17 protein-coding genes and 1 pseudogene are annotated in these 18,835 nt (G+C 55.7%); 9 read left to right on the forward strand and 9 right to left on the reverse strand.

Annotated elements, in window-relative coordinates; genetic code table 11:
- Positions 1-75: 75 nt before the first annotated feature.
- The 8 genes from RBB80_RS34200 to RBB80_RS34235 all read left to right on the forward strand — a co-directional run bounded on the left by RBB80_RS34200 (position 76) and on the right by RBB80_RS34235 (position 8,242).
- Positions 76-1,326 carry an efflux RND transporter periplasmic adaptor subunit gene (locus RBB80_RS34200; RefSeq protein WP_433970351.1) on the forward strand — a complete coding sequence of 417 codons (1,251 nt, stop codon included), beginning with the start codon at positions 76-78 and terminating at the stop codon, positions 1,324-1,326.
- 153 nt (positions 1,327-1,479) lie between these two features.
- Positions 1,480-4,524, forward strand: a complete 3,045-nt coding sequence (locus RBB80_RS34205; protein ID WP_433970430.1) for an efflux RND transporter permease subunit — start codon at positions 1,480-1,482, stop codon at positions 4,522-4,524.
- Entirely contained in the window at positions 4,521-4,850 is a 330-nt protein-coding gene (locus RBB80_RS34210) for a hypothetical protein (RefSeq protein ID WP_433970353.1), read from the forward strand. The genes RBB80_RS34205 and RBB80_RS34210 overlap by 4 nt, the downstream gene beginning before the upstream one ends.
- The gene (locus tag RBB80_RS34215) at positions 4,847-5,890 is read left to right on the forward strand and encodes a TolC family protein (RefSeq protein WP_433970355.1); all 1,044 of its coding nucleotides are present in this window, start codon (positions 4,847-4,849) and stop codon (positions 5,888-5,890) included. The genes RBB80_RS34210 and RBB80_RS34215 overlap by 4 nt, the downstream gene beginning before the upstream one ends.
- Positions 5,891-6,194: 304 nt before the next feature.
- Entirely contained in the window at positions 6,195-6,884 is a 690-nt protein-coding gene (locus tag RBB80_RS34220; protein WP_433970356.1) for a hypothetical protein, read from the forward strand.
- Positions 6,885-6,963: 79 nt separating this feature from the next.
- Positions 6,964-7,335: a copper resistance protein CopC gene (locus RBB80_RS34225; RefSeq protein ID WP_433970358.1), complete on the forward strand. Its 372-nt coding sequence runs from the start codon at positions 6,964-6,966 to the stop codon at positions 7,333-7,335.
- Between the two features lie 14 nt (positions 7,336-7,349).
- A complete protein-coding gene (locus RBB80_RS34230; protein WP_433970360.1) occupies positions 7,350-8,054 on the forward strand; it encodes a hypothetical protein in 705 nt (234 codons plus the stop codon).
- Positions 8,042-8,242, forward strand: a complete 201-nt coding sequence (locus RBB80_RS34235; RefSeq protein ID WP_433970361.1) for a hypothetical protein — start codon at positions 8,042-8,044, stop codon at positions 8,240-8,242. The genes RBB80_RS34230 and RBB80_RS34235 overlap by 13 nt, the downstream gene beginning before the upstream one ends.
- A 591-nt stretch (positions 8,243-8,833) precedes the next feature.
- Here the strand turns inward: RBB80_RS34235 and RBB80_RS34240 are convergent.
- From RBB80_RS34240 to RBB80_RS34255, 4 genes and pseudogenes are all read right to left on the reverse strand, one after another.
- Positions 8,834-9,247 (reverse strand): fibronectin type III domain-containing protein, encoded by a 414-nt coding sequence (locus tag RBB80_RS34240; RefSeq protein WP_433970363.1) that lies wholly within the window; start codon positions 9,245-9,247, stop codon positions 8,834-8,836.
- Positions 9,248-9,342: 95 nt separating this feature from the next.
- Positions 9,343-11,079 (reverse strand): cytochrome-c peroxidase, encoded by a 1,737-nt coding sequence (locus tag RBB80_RS34245; RefSeq protein ID WP_433970365.1) that lies wholly within the window; start codon positions 11,077-11,079, stop codon positions 9,343-9,345.
- Positions 11,080-11,576: 497 nt separating this feature from the next.
- Positions 11,577-11,771, reverse strand: a pseudogene (locus RBB80_RS34250) (IS6 family transposase); the annotation flags it as partial.
- A 12-nt stretch (positions 11,772-11,783) separates the two neighbouring features.
- Positions 11,784-12,068, reverse strand: a complete 285-nt coding sequence (locus tag RBB80_RS34255) for a hypothetical protein (protein ID WP_433970366.1) — start codon at positions 12,066-12,068, stop codon at positions 11,784-11,786.
- A gap of 1,238 nt (positions 12,069-13,306) precedes the next feature.
- On the opposite strand from RBB80_RS34255, the gene RBB80_RS34260 reads away from it, so the two are divergent.
- Positions 13,307-13,489: a hypothetical protein gene (locus RBB80_RS34260; protein WP_433970368.1), complete on the forward strand. Its 183-nt coding sequence runs from the start codon at positions 13,307-13,309 to the stop codon at positions 13,487-13,489.
- Positions 13,490-14,046: 557 nt separating this feature from the next.
- Here the strand turns inward: RBB80_RS34260 and RBB80_RS34265 are convergent.
- From RBB80_RS34265 to RBB80_RS34285, 5 genes are all read right to left on the reverse strand, one after another.
- A complete protein-coding gene (locus RBB80_RS34265; protein ID WP_433970369.1) occupies positions 14,047-15,000 on the reverse strand; it encodes a hypothetical protein in 954 nt (317 codons plus the stop codon).
- Positions 14,997-15,242 carry a hypothetical protein gene (locus tag RBB80_RS34270; protein WP_433970371.1) on the reverse strand — a complete coding sequence of 82 codons (246 nt, stop codon included), beginning with the start codon at positions 15,240-15,242 and terminating at the stop codon, positions 14,997-14,999. The genes RBB80_RS34265 and RBB80_RS34270 overlap by 4 nt, the downstream gene beginning before the upstream one ends.
- Complete coding sequence (locus tag RBB80_RS34275; RefSeq protein WP_433970373.1) at positions 15,239-16,591, reverse strand: hypothetical protein; 1,353 nt, start codon at positions 16,589-16,591, stop codon at positions 15,239-15,241. The genes RBB80_RS34270 and RBB80_RS34275 overlap by 4 nt, the downstream gene beginning before the upstream one ends.
- 531 nt (positions 16,592-17,122) lie before the next feature.
- Positions 17,123-18,106, reverse strand: a complete 984-nt coding sequence (locus tag RBB80_RS34280) for a transposase (RefSeq protein WP_433964555.1) — start codon at positions 18,104-18,106, stop codon at positions 17,123-17,125.
- A 79-nt stretch (positions 18,107-18,185) separates the two neighbouring features.
- Positions 18,186-18,788: a hypothetical protein gene (locus tag RBB80_RS34285; protein ID WP_433970374.1), complete on the reverse strand. Its 603-nt coding sequence runs from the start codon at positions 18,786-18,788 to the stop codon at positions 18,186-18,188.
- Between the last annotated feature and the right edge of the window lie 47 nt (positions 18,789-18,835).

Genomic DNA, 18,835 nt, shown 5'->3' on the forward strand with positions numbered 1-18,835 from the left:
CCACGACAACCAGGTGGGCCGCGGAATGGCCGGTCGCGCCTCCAAAAATCGCCCTGTTTAGAAGAAAGGAATCCCATGCGCTCCAAGCGCCTAAGCATCCTCGTGCCTTGTCTGCTGATCGCGATCGTTTCGGTATTCATTTTTCTCCACGCTCATCGTCGACATGAAAGCGTTGCCGCTGAGCAGCCATCACCGCCAACCGTCGCCGTGGTTGCAGCGCGTGTCGGCACGATTGAAAATCAGCTTTCGGTAGCGGGCATCTTCCAGCCCTTTCAGGACGTGGATGTCCACGGCAAGGTCTCTGGTTATATCCGGCATATCTATGTCGATATTGGCGATCGTGTGCACGAGGGCCAGACGCTGGCCGTGTTGGAGGTACCGGAGCTGGATGCCGAAGTCGCGGGCGCACAAGCCGGTATAACCCAGACGCAACAGAACATCGAGCGGCTGCAGAACGAGGTCGCAGGGGAGGAGGCGAACTACGCCGCCACGCATGCAAACTATGTTCGCCTGAAGCAGGCGTCCGATCAGCAACCGGGACTGGTGGCAGCGCAGGAGGTGGACGACGCCCTGGCACGTGACCGCTCGGCCGCGGCGCAAGTGGACGCAGCGAAGTCCGCGGTAGCTGCCGCGCAGGGGCAGCTCGGCGTCTCGCGCGCCAACAACTTGCATGTGACCAGTCTCGTCCATTACGCAACGATCACAGCGCCCTTTAGTGGCGAAGTGACCATGCGCTACGCCGATACAGGCTCTCTCATCCCGGCAGGAACGTCGGAAAATGACGCTCAGGCCGTCGTTCGCCTCGCCCAAAGCGATGTGCTCCGGCTGCGTATGCCCATCCCGGAGCAGGACGTCCCACTGGTGCATGTCGGATCGATGGTAACGATTCATGTCCAGGCGACGGGACAACAGTTTCCAGGCTCGGTGATTCGTCTCAGCCGGGATGTTTCGAATGCAACCCGGACCATGCTTGCCGAGGTCGATGTCCCAAATCCGGATCTGACGCTCACGCCGGGGATGTACGCCGATGTCACCTTCGCATTGCAGCAAAAGACCGGCGCTCTGATCGTGCCGGCGTCCGCCATTATCCAGGGCGATGAACCATCCGTGATGCTGGTCGATAGCAGTAACCGGGTTCTGCGAAGGTCCGTTGTGCTCGGCATTGCTGGCGCAAACGAGCAGGAGATTACAGGAGGTCTCAGCGAGAGAGACCGAGTCATCATCGGCGAATTGTCCACGTTGCAACCTGGCGAGAGGGTTACGCCACAGGACGCCTCACCCGACCTCGTTACCTACCACCAGCAGACACATAAGGGAGACAAGTAGCCATGTCGTCGTTTGCGATTCGATATCCATTTTTCATTCTGATAGCGTGCCTGATTGTAGTGGTCGTTGGTGTGGCAGCCATTGTCGGGATGCCTGTCGATCTCTTCCCCCGTCAAGATTCCGGTTGTTGTCGTTGCCACATTCTACGCGGGCATGCCGCCACAACAGATCGAGTCCGATATCACGGACAGTGATGAGAGATTCTTTACCCTGGGAAGCGACATCGATCACATCGAATCACGGTCGCTGGCCGGTGTCAGCCTGATCAAGATTTACTTTCATCCCGGCACGGATCCCAACGCGGCGGTGAGCAGCATCTCGAACCTCGCGCTAGCCAATCTGCGGCGATTGCCACCTGGAACGCTGCCGCCGGTCGTGCTGAGCTTCGACGCGGCTAATCTTCCGGTGTGCCTCATCACTCTCAAGGGCGCCGGAATGAACCAAACCCAGTTGAAGGACCTGGCGCAGTTCAGCGTGCGCAACCAGGTCGCAAACGTACCGGGCGCGTCTGTCCCGCAGCCGTATGGCGGAACCTATCGGCAGATCATGGTCTATGTCGATCCTATTAAACTGCAAGCGTCGCAGATGAGCGTGACCGATGTGGTGCATGCCATCAACGATTCGAACCTCATTCTGCCGGCCGGCGACGTCCGCATCGGACCCAAAGACTACAACATTTACGCAAACAGCCAGGTGCCTACGCCAAATGATGTCAACGGCATTCCGCTACGCACTGTAGGCAATTCCTCGATCCTCGTCGGAGACATAGGACATGCCGTGGACGGAGGCCAGTTGCAGACCAACATCGTCCGCGTAGACGGTCAGCATTCGGTCTATATCCCGATCCTCAAACAGGGCGGCGATTCCAATACGATCACAATCGTCAATGGCGTCCGCAAGGCCACAGCCCATTTGCTCGACATCCCCGAGGCCCTGAAAGCGAGCGTCGTCTTCGACCAATCGGTCTTCGTTAAGACGGCGATCAAGAACGTCATCAGCGAGGGCGCCATCGGCCTTTGTCTTACAGGCCTGATGATTTTGCTCTTTCTCGGGAATGTCCGGGCGACGGTCGCGGTGATGCTGTCGATCCCGATCTCCTGTATCGCAACCTTTATGATCCTGAATGCGTTTGGAGATTCCATCAATACGATGGTGCTCGGCGGCGTGGCGCTGGCGCTGTCACGGCTCATCGACAACTCTGTCGTCGTGCTTGAGAACATCTTTCGACATTTCGAGATGGGTTCAAGCAGCGTCGAAGCGGCAGAGAAAGGCGGCAAAGAGGTCCAGTTGGCCGTTCTGGCGGCAACCTGCAGCACTGCCATCGTGTTCTTCCCGGTGGCTCTGCTCACAGGCGTGAGCAAGTATCTGTTTACCGCGCTCGCCCTCGCGGTGGTCATCGCATTGTTTTGCTCCTACTTCGTGGCGGTGACGGTCGTACCGCTCTTCTGTTCCCGCTTTATCAAGCATACCGGTCACGGCAACGAGCATGAAGCCGCCCAAAAGGACGATCCTGTGTCGGAGCACATGCGCGGAGGGCATGGGCAGAAGAACATCTTCGCGAAGATTGTCTACCACTTCAATCAAGGGTTCGGCTGGCTGCAACGGCGCTATGACAGCGCGATCCATTACTGCTTAGGCAGACCCGGCTTGGTCGTCATCGCATTTTCTGCCTTCGTCATCCTCAGCTTTACCTTGTCTCCTTTTCTGGGTCAGGCCTACTTTCCGCGCACCGATCCAGGTCAGTTTGTCATTAGCGTGAAAGCGCCAAGTGGCACCCGGATTGAACTCACCGACCAGTACATCGCTCATGTCGAAGACGATGTCCGGAAGGTGGTCGCACCGAAAGACCTGAACATGATCGTTTCAAACATCGGTGTAACGCCCGATCTGTCGGCGATCTACACGCCGAACTCGGGCATGCATACCGCTTTTGTGCAGGTCAGCTTGAAGGAAGATCACAGCCTGAGCAGTTTTGTTTACATGGAACGTGTGCGGGCCAAGCTGGCGGCTGACCTGCCCGAGATCCAAACCTACTTCCAGACCGGCGGTCTCGTCGATTCGATCGTCAATCAGGGTCTGCCGGCGCCCTTTGACATCCAGGTCAGCAGCAACGATATGGACGGTGGGTACGCGGTAGCCCAGCAGCTTGCCGAGCGCTTACGGGCAGTGCACGGCGTCAGCGATGTCTTGATTCCGCAGGACGTCGATTACCCCGGTCTTGCCCTCAACATCAACCGTCAACAGGCCAGCCTCGAAGGTCTGACGCCCAAGAATATTGTCGATAACGTGATCACGGCCATGACGTCGAACGGCGTGGTCGATCCTAGCTACTGGATCGATCCGAAGACCGGAAACAATTACCTGCTGACCGTCCAATACCCTGAGACGCAGGTTCAAACCCTGAAGGACTTCAAGGAAATCCCGCTTCGATCAGCGGACGGCAAGAATACAACCCCGCTCGAAACGGTCGCCTCGATCAAAGCCATCAATACGCCGACTGAGGTAGATCACTACCAGCTTCGCCGCGTGTTCGACGTCTACGTGATGCCCAAGGCGGAAGACCTGAACAGCATCAGCAAGCAGGTCAGTCAGATCGTCAACGACACCCATCCCCCGCATGGAACGATTCTGACGATTCGCGGCTCGGTCAATAACATGCACGACTCGTTCAAGTCTTTCGCTATCGGCCTCGTTCTCTCCATCGTGCTCGTTTTCCTGATCCTGATGGCGCAATTCGCCTCGTTCGTCGACCCCTTCATCATCCTGCTGGCCATCCCTCCGGGAATCGCCGGCGTGATCCTCTTCCTGCTGACCACGCATACCTCGCTGAACATCATGAGCCTTATGGGCGTGCTGATGATGACCGGCATCGTTGTTTCGGACAGCATTCTGATCGTTGAGTTCACCGGCCAGCTTCGCGCGCAGGGACTCAAGCTTGAGGAAGCCATCATCACCGCCTGCAAAGTACGTTTGCGTCCCATCCTGATGACCACGCTCGCTACTGTGCTTGGCTTGATCCCTATGGCTCTCGCACTTGAGGCCGGCAGTGAACAGTATGCCCCTCTGGCACGAGCCATCCTGGGAGGTCTCACGATTTCGGGTATCGTGACGGTGTTTCTGGTGCCAAGCGCGTACCTTTTGATCCACCGCCACATCGAATCGCGCCAGGTGGCGCTCACTCAGGAGGCAACGGCGTGAAGCAGATAGTCCTGATTCTTTCACTGGCTTGCTCGTTTGCGGCATGCGCGCAGAGTTCAATCCCTATGGCACCCATCCCCCAGGCGCCTTCGGCGCAGGCTCAGGCTTCTCCACTGGAACCGAATGGTCAAATCACACCCATTACCCGCAGCGACGCCGAGCGCATGGCCCTCAGCAACAACCCCCGTGTCACGGCGAGTCATCTGCTTGCCCTTGCCGCTGGCCAGGTAACAAGGGAGACACGCTCGAACGAACTACCGCAGATCAATGGCAACGTGACCGCGGTCAAGGCGGAAGATGGAAGCCGCATTGGTTCGGGGAATTGAATTCTTCGCGCCTCTACACGCATGCCGGGGCCGGAGGCACGTTGACGCAACTGCTCACCGACTTCGGCCACACGAGAAACCTCGTTGCCAATAGTCGTTTGCAGGCGAAGGCCCAGCAACAGAATGCTCTTGCTACGGAGCAGGATGTGCTGATCGCTACAGACCAGGCGTTTTATCGCTTGCTGGATGCGCAATCCCTCCTCGACGTTGCCGTTGCTACAGTGAAAGCAAGAGCCGACGTACAAAACCTGACCCAGGCACTGACGAAGAGCGCCCTCAAGAGTGACCTCGATCTGAATATCTCCTCCGCTGATCTTTCGCAGGCACAGCTGCTCCAGCTCGATGCTGAAAACTCGGTCGCTTCGGCCAGAGTCGCGTTAGCCGAGCTTCTCGCCGCTCCCCCTGAAACGCAATACCGCGCAGTCGATGACGGCAGCACCGCACCTCCGCTGCCCCCTGACAATTCCTCGGCACTCATCAAAGAGGCTCAGGCGCAGAGGCCGGATCTGCAGGCGCTGCGTCTCGATACCCAGGCCGACCGGAAGTTCGCTCGTGCGCAGGAGTTGCAACGCCTGCCCAGCATCTCTGCGCTCGCTATAGGTGGCGTCACCCCCGTAAGACCGGACGGCGGAATCTTTACAACCAACTGGTACGCCGCGGCGGGCGTTAATCTGACACTGCCTGTCTTCACGGGATTTCGCATCAATGCGCAGACGCAGGAAGCTCGTCTCCGCGAAAGAGCGTCGGAGAAGCAAACCCAGGAACTTTCAGACGCCATCGCACGCGACGTTCGCATCGCAACACTGTCAGCACAGACCGCCTTCCGGCGGATTGGGGTCGCCGAGGCATTCCAGAACCAGACGACTCAGGCTCTGAGCCTGGCTCAGACGCGGTACAAGTTAGGCCTGGGCTCGATTGTGGAACTCAGCCAGGCTCAGTTACAAAGTACCCAAGCCACAGTCGAAGCCGTCAATGCCCGGTTCGATCATCTCCTTGCATTGAGGTCACTCGACTACGCCCGAGGTCAACTTGCGCCATGAGTGAGACCTTCGATCGTTGATGCCCGTTTGATGCAACAGCATGGATTTCATCCAATGCACGAGACGTCGGGCAGCGCGAGTCTTTGGTCTGACGGAAGGCGGACCTGTGTCCTGCTGTTCAACGGTAGCGACCGAGAGATGCGCGCTACATGGCGAAGATGGGCATCGACACGTATTCTCTGAAAAAAACACTGAGCGCTTGGAATATTTCATTCCCTCCCCGCCACTTTACGTATGGAAGCTGTCCCACGGATCGATGATGGCGGGAGGCAGAAGTTAACCCAAGCTTAGGAGCTTATCCCCCATGACGCTTGCAAAACCAATATCTCTCTCGATGGCAATTAATTGTCTTGCCTTCATTACTCCACTGCTTGTCGGAGCCCAGAGTCTGAAGGCGCAGGCAGCTGACAACTCGGCCGCGAGCTCAACCACAGACCCCGTCGCAGCACAGCAGGAAGCTTCGCAGATGGTTCCTGCGGACGCCCATCTTGTGAAAACTCTCGACGCGAAGGAGTCACAATCCGGTACGCAGTTCGAAGCTGTCGTTGATGGCACCGTGCACTTGAAGGATGGGACCGAATTACCGCACGGAACGGTGCTCGTCGGCACCGTGGCCACCGATCAAATGCAGACCGGTGGCACCTCAACCCTGGCACTGCGATTCACTGAGGCGAAGCTGAAGGACGGAAAGACCTTTCCCATCCACGCGATGATTGCCGAGATTACCGGACCGGCGGAGGACGTTGGCTATATGGAAAGCAGCGACGATCTGCTGGCATGGAGCGGGCAGACCTATCAGATAGATGAGATCGGCGCTGTTCATGACGTGGATCTGCATAGCAGTATCACGGACGCAAACTCCGGCGTGCTTGTCTCCACAAAGAAGGACGACGTGAAGCTGGTGGCGGGAAGCCGGCTCTCTCTTGCCGTCGCCGTTCAAAACGATGAAGTCCAGAATTCGGCCAGCGGCCGCAACTATCGATTCCACTTCTGAAAGGGACGCAGAGACGAGTATTAAATCTAGCTGCAAAAACAACTTCATGCGATCAATCCACTGCAACTTAGGAGAAAATATGGATCAACTCAAAGCGACGTTTCGACCGGTCGTCTTCATTTTCAGCCTAATGCTGACGGTTGTTCCGTCGGCTTTCGCGCACGCTCACCCCAAAACAATGGTGCCAGCTCCGGATTCAACGGGGCCTGCCCCCAGCAAGATTTCGATTACCTTCTCTGAGGCCGTTGAGCCGAAATTCAGTTCGATCAAGCTAACGAATATCGAAGGTAAGCCGGCAGATCCCGAAACTTCGGCTCCTGTTCCCGGCGATCCAACGACGATCACACTTGCTGCTCCCTCCTTGCCTGCAGGGACCTATGTCGTGCACTGGGTCGATGTCTCCGTTGACGGACATCGCCTGCAAGGCAGCTACCAATTCACAGTGCGTTAGAGCGGAACCAAAGGATGCTGACACTCTTCCCAACCATGAGAATTTACGCAGACGCGCTCTGTGACATCGCTTATACAGCTTTGGCGGGTGCCCTTCTAAATCGCCTCTGGCTGGGGAGAGTCAGCATTTGTGACCGACCGCTGCGGATAAGCCTGATTGCATGCTCCGCCATCCTGTTGGTGGACCTTCCGCTTCAATTCCTTTTGCTCTCGGCGTCGATGATCGGAGATACTTCCTGGAGAGATGCCTGGGGTGCCGTGCTTGATGTCGGCGCTACGCACTCCGGTCGAGCGGTAATCATGGGCTTTTGCTTCGTTCCGTGTCTCTTACTGTTTTCATTCTTGCCCACCTCTCTAAAGCGGACGAAGTCGGTCCTCATCGGCATAGCTCTTGAAGTCGGCTTCATCGCCTGCCGGGCTCTCCACGGACACGCTGCTTCTAACGGCGATTTCACCCTCCGCGAAGGAATTCAGTTCCTTCATCTCTCTGCGATTGCCACTTGGGGAGGAGGAATCCTCGTTGCGGGACTGATCACTATTCCCTATCTGGCATCCATAGCAGAACTGGGCGACATAGTGCAGTTTGGAAAACGACTTTCAGAAACCGTTACCATCGCATTGGCAGTCGTTATTCTGAGTGGAATCTACAACTCGTGGGAAGGCCTTGGGGGTCGCTTTCGCCGCTACCAAATTCGGCTTGGGGACGCATGCTGCTACTGAAATTGTCCTTTGTGCTTCTCGCGTTGGGTCATGGGGTGCGTGTGCGTTTTCTGCTAAGGACACAGGATCCCTGGACTCAGAGTCGAACCTCAATCATGCGAAAGTGGGTTCGTGCGGAAGCTCTTTTCATTCTTTTGGTTCTTGTATGTTCAGCATGGCTTGCAAACTTGCCACCCGCCGACATGTAAAAAAGAGCGTTAGAGCTATCAGTTCGACTTCTGAGCTTAGTACAGAATGAGGCACCACAATCTCAGGAAAAGTTCATCAATCGCGCCGTCAGATGGAATAAAACCAGCGGATGCCGCCACTCTTATGAGTGACAGCGTTCCGGAAGCTCAGGAAGAGCCAGTGCGCATAAGCGATCACACTTTCGATGATTGTGTCCGGCAATACCAAAGGCTTCTCCGGTCTCAAAACCCACTCAATTACTGACGGGTGCTGTCTGCCCTGAGGTCAAGCAATGCAAAAGACAATTTCGCCAAAGCGGAGTTCCATATGACAGCTGAATCCTCACGCGCAGCGGTCCTCTCAATGCTCCCCGAAGCCCAGAACCGCCTCCAGAGCTCCTGAGCATTCATAAATTTCCCTTTCTTGAGGTGTCCCCTATCCTCAGGGCCGCCGCATGACCTCGGCCAAGTGCCGATCACCTGCCTGAAATCTGAATTGAACCTTTTCGGGGCGTTATGCAAAAACCGCCAATATGGGAGCGTTCAGCAGTCGCACAGAAGCGACGCGCCGGCAGGACCATTAGGGAGTAGTGAAGTGGTAGACCGCGCTTTTCACGGGATCGACTCTGCCGGTACCCCCATCGATCCGACCGTGTAGTAGTACGTCGTTCTCGGCTTGAGCCCGTCCACGCGCACCCGGAAGACCGTTTCGGGATGGCTTTGGTTCAGTTGGATATGGTTCTTCGCGGTCTGGTTCAGCTGCGCGGCATCCATGCCGTAATGCACGACGCCGAAGTGCTCGGCCGATCCGCCCGGGTTATTGCTCGTCCACCGGATGATCGCGAGGCCATCTTTATCTGATTCGATCGCCGGTCCCTCTGTGATATGGACACTCGCTGCTGCCGGCGCAGGAGGAACCAGCTGCGCATGCGAAAGCTGCGGAGCGCAGATCGTAAGGGAGAAAAGCAGGGCTACAAAGAGAATCGTCGGTGACAGAAGGAATTTGCGAATATGCAGACCGTTCATTTATAGGCCTCGAAGAGAATTGGATATTCCGGCGAAGAACAGCGACAGGGCGCATGGAGTCGCCTCCATGTACCCCGTCCCCGCATAGATTGGTCCTAACGCTGCATTTGTTGGAATTGCCGCAGCAGATCGGCGGGAATGATCGTCGAATTCCCCTGGGTGGCAGCGGTGCCGCCTGTCATGCAGGCTCCTGTATACGTGTTGACGTCGGGGTACGGTGTTGTGAAACCGTCGCTGAGCGTTTGTAGAAATGCAACGATCTGATCCTCCTCCGCACCCGTCAAGCCCAGGTTGCCGGTGGTCATATCGATATTTTGAGGTACCTCGGGCTCAGGCCAGCAGTTTACTTTCTCGGTTGTTCCGGCGGGGCAGTTGCCGGACGACACGGCATTCCGGTACAGGTCCCGCGTGTTGTAGAAGTGGACGAGTTGCTTCAGGCTCTTGATGTAGCCATTGTGGAAGAACTCCTTCTGGAAGTAGGGGCCGGGAGCCTCTGTGGTGGGACACGATGGCGGCGTAAGCCCCACATTGCGCGCCGTCATCACCTGCATCTGGCCGTCGACGGTTGATGCAAACTGCCGCCAACTGGAGTTTGGATTGGGAGCGGAGCCGAAGCCGCTTCTGAGGAAAGTTCCTAATCCGAAATCGGTGTAGGTAAAGCCTCCCGGATTGGGCGTAAATCCGAAGGAATCCGGCGTGGTCTCATAATAAAAGGAATCCCTGGGATTCTTGGGCAGGCCCTCATTGGCAGAGCCGAAGCAGGTGAACACCGGTGTGACATTAGCGGCTACTCCCGTATCTTCGGCGCCGGTATTTGTTGGGGCCGGCGCCGTTGATCTGCCGTCCAGGTGACACGAATTGCAATTTCCTTTGCCCCGGAATAGCGCGTATCCGGCCGCTTCCTTCGCTGTCAACTTATACGTTCCCTTCAGATATGCATCAAACTTCGAGGTGAAAGGGCTGACAGACTCACTGTGCTCAAATGCGTTAAGGGACTGCGCCCAATGATCGTAGTCGTTATTCGAGCGGGTGCGGTCAGCCGAACTTAGCGCAACTGGTGTAGGGTTCCCGTTGAACACGGAAGCTCCATTTGGCGTGGCGCAGATCTGCGCAATGTTTGCAGGCCAGGTGATGTCGAATGAGCCAGCACCCCATACCAGCTCGAAGAGGGGCCTGTACGGAGCCAGTGAAAGCTTGTAAGTGACACAGGCAGTGTCAGGGTTGCCCATTTCGTTAGGATCGACAGGAGGCCCCTGTGACTGCTCGGCGTCGGGACTCCTCAGCAAATACCCGGTTGCGCGTGAATCCCAGAAATTTCCGCCAAAGAAAAGGCCCTGAACCGCGTCGTACTGGAGCGGAGGGAAGTAGGCCGAATACGTGTATCTCTGCGCTGTCCGCTTGCCGGCCCTGAAGTGAACCGATCCGGGATACGCGATCATCGTCAGATTCACCGACGGAATCGGTCCGCTATAGCCGGCGTAGGGCATGTGACAAGACGAGCAGGCCTCATTCTCGTTTGGCGAGATGGTTCTGTCGAAATTCATGAGCTTGCCGAGTATTTCTATTGAGGCAACTCCGGTGTTCTGAAGTGTTGGCGGGTTGCCCGTCACAACCGGGGGCGGGAGTGCATGCCACTGCCTGATCGCTTCAGCTTCGATGGAATTCACTTCCCGCAGAACCCTTGCTATCTCGGGATCGATGTTGGAGGGCAGAATCCCAGTTGGATACGGGTTGTAGACGGTTTGTCCGTGCACAATGTGTCTGGAGATGGACATGGCGACCGCGATGGTCATACAGGCGGCGACTAGTGCTATCAATCTTGTTTGTCTCATGAATAACCTCCTTTGAACTGCAAAGGTCGGGTAGGTGGGCGGCTCGCTCTGCAAACGCGGCAACACCTCAACGATCTCATGGAGCCTTGGTATATTTACCCAAACTGGGGCGAATGAGTCGATTCAGCACACTGGGAGAGAATTGGATCCGTCGAACAACACACCAAGAACGTTGGGCCTGTCGAACTTACCAAAGAGGATGATCCTGGTCTTGCCGAAATGTCAAGAGTTTTTTGGGTAATTTTGTACGTCCCAGGTTATAAGAGTCGATATAAACGGAAACGCCCTCCGAAAATGCGAAGCGAGCTGGAAAGGGAGGAACAGCGTTACGACAAAGAACACAGCACGGCGCTGTTGCAAAAATTTGAAGGGAAAATGAGAGTGAGAGAGTCTGCATAGAGATGGCGGAATTTAAGCGAATGCGGCTTCCAACTGCTGCATGGCCTCAGTCATGATGGATGGCCCGAGTCCAAAGGCGCGCTCAACTAGGCGAACCCCCAGCGCAGGCGTTTCTCCATCTCAGGAGCGTAGCGTTGAACCCAGCGATACAGCGTGGTGTGATCCAGATCAACGCCACGCTCTTCCATCATCTCTTCCAGATCGCGATAGCTGACGCCGTATTTGCAATACCACCGCACAGCCCACAGGATAATCTCGCCCACAAAATGCCGCCATTTGAAATCACCACTCATCCTGTTTGCCTCTCACCCGGAATCGACCTGCTCACGGACTCCATCATCGCATTTCATGTATCGTTTTTTTGCAACAGCACCCGCAATTCTCATAGCTCCCGGAATGATCTGCGGAAACGCCAGAAAGTCGAGCGGCTGGCGCACGTCGTAGAGTAGAACCTGTTTTGCATTCAGAAGAAAATGCAACGCCTCAGGCTCAATGTTGTTCTCCTCGAAGTCGCGCTTTACTCGCAGGCGTCTCATCACAATCCATCCGAGGATCAACGCGCAAAGTCCTCCACAAGTCAGTATCACCATTATGCCCATCCTCTCCGTACCAGAAAGCTAAGACTGCCACTAATTACCGGCTAAGCCGGGGTTTCTTCGTCCATTGCCTCAACCACGCTATCGTCGGTAGTTGGACGGCCATCGCGAACACTTTCCGCTCCAAGGGAAGTTTCGCTTCCGGCAGATGCGTTGCGATCGGTCTTTGTGGGATCGGATTCGGAAGCTGTGTCGTTCTTTCGTGTTGTTTCCTGTATCGCATTCATGATGCACTCTCCTGGTTCTCCTGAAAGGTTGGATGCCGGAATTTGGGAGGGGTAGACTGCGAAGCCAAAGTGGTCCTGACCGTGTGCTTGTCGATGCCGACCAAGTGGGGCCAACACACTAGCGCTGAGAGCGATGCGCGACAGGGGAGGGCCCTTAGTCATACCCTATGTGTCGTTAAGGGGCGCTCGCGTCTCCTGCTCGGAACCCACAATAGTCCGCTATTTAGGTGCCGAGCGACACTGGCACAGAAGAACTGCCGACCGCATCAAACAGATGAATGGAGCTTTACATGGCGCTGGTCGATCAAGGCGCTTTATGCGACCAATACAACGAGGTGTGACATGGCAGAGATAGACAAGATCGATGAACGGCTCTGGTGCAAATAGCGAGATGCCGTCGGATAGAGTGGTCTTTTGTGATCGAGGACTGACGATGGGCAGGTGAGAAACATCGAAGAGTTGTTTGCAGGACGGCACTTTGATCGCGAGGTGATCCTCCTGTGCGTGCGTTGGTATCTGCGCTACAAGCCCTCCCTTGCACCCTTAGAACTGAGAAAGAGGGGCTGCGCGTTCAGCCCCTCTTTGCTTTTTGCGGGCGCGCGGAATGTTGGAAGTTATCCAGTCACGAATGGACACGCGGCCTTGCGGACGCGGCGGGGCCGTTCCGAGGGTGTTACGAAACTCGCCGATGCATCAACCCTCACCCGGCTTGTCCTCTCACTGGCGAGAAGCCGAATTGTCAGTACCTACCTCCCTTCGTAAAACCTTGACTTGCTATACACACCTGGTCGAGATCAAAGACGGCCGGAAAATCCCAAGTAAGCGGAGGCTGACTCCCGATGAGGAGGAGTTTTGGCGAGAGTGGTGGGGAAGTATCGTCCTCATTGAAAGCGTCGATGACGTGATCGAGTTTGACCGCAAAAGGACGCGAATCAGCCATGTATAACCGTCGCGAGATATAGTTATTCGGTATCCACAGATCCGAATCTACCTGAGCTGAGCACGATGACGACAAAGAAGACCGCGCCCGTAAAATTTGCCATCGCCAAATCGGAATACAAGCTACCCGCAGCGTTTCAGGAAACCGGACTTCGTTCAGTCAAGCGTGTAGCTGGTACCGAAATCGATTCTCAAGGTGCCACTCCGCTCCAAGCCGATTCGCAGGATCAGACCAAGAAGTGTTTATAAATGAGCAGGTTATATGGGTTTAACTGTAAATTCCCCTGGTTTGGAGGCCAGTCGACACTCTCGCATTTCTAGACTTTCTGAAAATTCAACCGTGTAGAAATCCATTTGGAGGCTAGTGGCAGTTGACTCTCTTCAGCACATTCTGCGGTATCTATGATTGGGCGCGGCACCAGGGGCCAACGTTGGACATGATCCTATTCGACTCGGAACGGGGAACGGTCATCCACCTATACCGGACCGTGATTCGGAGGGCGTGCAACAGAACAGTGTGGCTTCGGTCTCTGTCTCACCCCAGGTCGAAGGGAACACTCGCTGCCGTGCCAGCGTACGGCGAAGGCGCGCTGTAGCGCCGTGCAGGTGGCCGACAGCTGGCACCTGCTGAGGAACTTGAGCGAAACCCTCCAGTAACTGTTACACCCCAAACGCGCTCTGCTAACACAAGCTGCCAAGGCCTTCTTGGAGCAGACGCGGACGTCCGATGATGGGATATATGCGGTTGAGCCCGAACCAAGTTCCCAAACGCAGGATTCAGCCCGACTCAAAAGTACGAACTGCATTCAGGAAAACAAGGACTCTTGAACAACCGCCGGAACGTCAAATGTCTGCCTATTATGCTTCGTAGGGCTAAGGGTTTTCGGCTCCTGATATTTTGGCTCCCGCCAAATCTGTGCGATGGCTGCAACGGCCATCGCATAGCGAAAGGCCTCGGAGCTAAGAACGATAGGTGCTTTCTTCCGGTCCAACCTGCAAACTATGTCGATTGCAAGATGATTCAGAGCAGAGCGGCTGTTTTGATTGTGTGCATTCACCCAGTGGATCGGAGTCGCTCGCGACAGATTCAGTAATTTCAGTTGCTGATCCAGATTTATCCTTACACCTTTGACCAGGAATCCAACGATCCGGATCGAAAGATCTTCGCATTGCAGTTTGCGAATCAGGACCATCCACTTCCGAAGATTCGGTGCCTGCGAAGCATCCGTTAGCACGAGCCGGTTCGTTTTTTGCACGTTGCTGATGTAGGTGAAAACTCCTTCTTCGACGAGTGCAGGACTATGTTGCGCCAACGCATCAAGCCGTAGAGCAATTTTCTCGGCCAGCAGTTTAACGCAAGGGTCCTTGGGAGATCGCGGATACTTTGCATTCGAGTTGTTTGCGAGTTGGAATTTCAGACCTATTTTATGTTCCGCGACGTTTATGGCCTGCGTGATTATGGATTGAGCTTCATCAATCGAGATGGTCAGACCTGCTGCACAGGTGGCGATTGGCTCTTCGTACTGAAAGTTCCTTTCCAGCAGAGCTCTTGTATTCAAATACCATTGGGGAGCGCGGACGTCGAGAAAAGATTGCTGCACGCCGCTACGGTCCTTCCATGAAGGCAAGTTCGATGATCCCTCTTTCAATTGCTGTGCAGAGACTGCCAGCGGCCCACGTTTGGCTCTTTCGTATGCCGAGGATTTCGGCTGAGCACCTATATTCACCGTAGCCGTGCGCTTTGGGTCAGGAAGAGTCATCGCCGCGCCGCCGCCGGTTCGAACCAGTCGAGGCTGTGGATGTAATGCTCGACGCTGGTGGCTGGGCTACCGTGGCCAAGCAGGTGGGCGACAGCTTTCAAGTCCAGGCCTTTCACGTCCAAGGTCCCGAACAATTGCTCTCGCAAGGCATGCCGGTCCTCGAGCCATTCGAGTGTCTTGGGATGGCGTTTCATAAATTCGCGCACGAACGAGGTCATATTCGGCAGAAGCTTGGCGGTCAACAGGGTCGCGAAGCTGTGCCGGAGATGATGGACTTTGAGAGACGGATCCTTGAGAGCAGTCCGCATGGCAATGTGGATCTGACGCACCAGACTATCCGGATCAAGAGCAGCGGAGGCATCCCCTTCGAAGAGAAGAGTAGAGCATACTTGCCGTTTCTAGGCGCTTGCTTTCTCTGGTCAAGGAACGCCTTCAGTTCGGAGAGCTCTTGCGGTGAAAGAAGTATTCCCGCGGGGATGGACCGGCTAGAATTCGTTGTCTTGACGTCTCGGAGGTCATTGTTTCGCACATGGAGATGATCGGCAGCATCGAGATCATCCAAGAGCAGATAGAGCACCTCACATCGCCTGAGCCCGCAGCGATAGGCAAGGATGACGATGAGCCGTAGGACCGAACGCAGGTATGGATCAGCCGGCCCCTGACAGCCGGAGATGTAGTCAAGGACGCAGAGATACTCATCGATGGTCAGGAAGTTGGCATCCACGGGCAGCAATCCGCGGAGCTTCAGCCGGGAGGCGAGTTCGTCCAGGGGCGGCACGCCCGCATGTTTCCTCAGGTATTGATGGAACTTCACGATGGCGCCTATTGTGGCGCGCTTATTACGCCGGACCGTTTGCTCTGTCACTCCTACGGGATCGTCCTCCCAGTCGTCATCGAGTGCATCCCGGTACAGATCTTCGAGCGCATCGATAGACAAAGTCGATGGGTCGATGCCACCGATCCTGCACCCGCAGCGCCTCGCAACAAGCATGCTGTAACGCTTCGCACTTTCGATCGAGAGATGGCACTCGGACAAGAGCGAGAACGCGAAATGGGCGAGTCGAGATCCGGGCTGACTATCCTTAGCCTGGATCTCCAGGAGCGCATCACTTACTTTGCTCTGAGTCCCGAGTTTAAATGTCGTTCGCATTGCTTCCAGCCACGCAGGTACAACCAGGGTGGTATCAGCAACCTCCATTTCTGCATCTCTGAGTTCGGATGCGGATAGCTCTGTCTCAACGGGAGCCGCGTAATCGTCTCCGACCGGGATTCCACGAAAGATCCGAAGCATGACCTGCTTTCTCGGTGAGTGGTGTACCGTCTTACGGCATCGGGCCGCGGCAATGGCGGCTGGCATGTGGAGGTAGGCCACGGTGCAAGCGGCCTCCAGGATGGATTTCAGGTCGACTTTCTGACCGAATTCGGCGCTCTCAAAGAGCTCGCGAGATGCCTGTTCGAGTACTGCGTAGATGGCCTTGTGGCGCTTCTTTAGCAGCTGGCTTTTGTCGAGGCCAGCCGCAAAGATGCGACGAATCTCGGCCTCCGGCACGCTGGCAAGCAATGCTCCGGTCAGCTGGTCAGGAACAAACATTCTGTGCTCGGCATCTGGCTCTCCCTGCCACGCAAGCGACAGGCTCCAGGCATAACAGCGCTTATTCGCCCACAGTAGCGACTTCTCCCGATTGGCCAAGGCTTCAATAAGTTCTATAAAAAGGGATGTCAAGAAAAAGTTTCTCCCTCGACCGGACGCCGAGAAGATTTTTGTCTCGAGATCCAGCCCACTGCCTGTGAACGTGCCCCTCGATTCGCTCGAGAGGTTTGTCTTGGCTTGTTTGCCATTCCGTGGCTTGCATCTTCCGGTGGTGACGACGCCAATCGAGTCTTAGACTTGGGCAAGCGGACCTGGTATTTGAATGTCAACCATGGTTCTATTTGAGGCTCGTGGCCTATCGCTATTTCTGGTTATCCGAGGAGGCATAGCGTGCATTAGTGACTCGGTGCCGAAGCACACAAGGCCGAACTCATTGACTGATACTCACCTCGAACCGAGCGTCTCGAGAACCCGACCGACCACCACCTAAGAGAATGGCCGGAGATGGAAAGGCCTCCTTATCAGAGACGCTCAAGCTTCTTGCCGATGCAATTGTGTGGCGTCGAAATCCACTCCTTTCTTCCAAATCGTTAGAGTGATGCTGGCAATCTTGCGTGCCAGGGTGAGACGCGCCATCGTCGGTCGCATTCCTTTTTCAAGAAGAGCAACATAGAAATCGTACAGGGGGCCAGGGTGAGTGCTAGCGGAGATCGCAGCCCCTTTGAAGAGATTCTTCACATCGGGATTATGGTTGTTACTCAGGCCACGCACGGTCATGCGCTCCCGGTTTCGTTGCAGTTTCCCTCGGACGTAGCGATACTCGCCGCTGTCGTGGGTCTCCAGCGCGAAACCACTGTAAGCCCACAGCTGGCGCTTGCTACGGAAACGGTGGGGCGTCTGCAGCTGCGCAACCAGCAAGGCTGCACGAATCGGACCGATCGAAGGAATCTGGCGAAGCAATTTCACGGCATGATGCTTGCGGCTCTCGGTCAGCAAGTCGCGTCGCGCTTGCTGACGCACTGGTTGCAGCAGATCCAGTTGCTGATAGAGCCGTTCGGCCCGGAGACGAACTCCGGGTTCCGGGATCTTGTCTAACCATTCTGTGCGATGCCGCGGTGCATAGACGCTGGTACCGCTACAGGGAATGGCCCAGCTTCGGTAGAGGGCTTTGATCCGATTCATGACTCGTGTGAGATCCTTCGTAATGGTTAGGTAGCTGCGACCTAATTCTTTTATGGTGCGCATCCCGTGCTCGCCATGGTAAACCGACGTGAGCTGGTTGCCACGCAGCAGCTCCGCCAGCTTTCGCGCATCGATTCGGTCACTCTTGCTGCCGTCTTTCAACAGGGCGTTCTTGCGCGGATCGCAGACCACGAGATGGGTGACGTGAGGTTTCAGCAGGTCATGTAACCAGGCCGCAGAGACTCCTTCTTCGAAGGTCACCGATAAACTTCCGTGTAGCCCTTGGAGGAACTCAAGGATCGTGGCCGCTTTCGTCTCCAGAATACTTTCCATGATCAACTTCCCCGGGAATCTGTGACTGCAGCCGAGATCGTTGCTTGGTGGACGTCCATGCCGATATATTTCTCTTGGCTCATAACGCCGCTCCTTTCGGTAGGTGGTGATACGAATAACCACAACCTACAGCAAAGTGGGCGCCTTTTATATTGCGTGCAATGAGCATGGACTTATGGAGCAGATGAAAGTGGAGGATGCTCGAAAGCACCCCGAGGATGGCGGCCTTCTTGACACAAGCAGGGTCTACTTCGCGAGCCTCCAGGCCAGTAGGAAGACTTTTCGCGGCATTCGTGACGAAGTCGGAGAGTTGCTGGATGAGGCGCTCCGATGCAGCCACGTCCGCATAGAATGAATTGTTTTCGAGGCGTACCCGGGTAATTGACTGTGGGAAGCAGCAGTTGGAGTTCGTACGTTCGTGATACCGAGCGATGACCTTTGCCAATGTGTCGTAGACGTTGCGTAGATTCTGGCCGCCGTTCACATGCTTGAGCAGATCGGTTTCTAGTTTCCGGATATCTGCGTGTGTCCAATCGAGTCGCTCGCAGAGACGAAGTGCCTTCGCGACCTCCGATTTGCTTCTGGTGAGAACTTGCTGCAGAAGATTAAGACTGTTCGCCTGCGCTTGTGTCAATTGCAGCGTCTCCGGGTTCCACAGCGTGGCATCAAAATCACTTGGCATTTGCTGACCTACTCTTTCTCTCTTTTGGGGGACATTCAAAGCCCAAC

The sequence above is a fragment of the Tunturiibacter gelidiferens genome (genome assembly GCF_051013345.1).
Lineage (GTDB): Bacteria > Acidobacteriota > Terriglobia > Terriglobales > Acidobacteriaceae > Edaphobacter > Edaphobacter gelidiferens_A.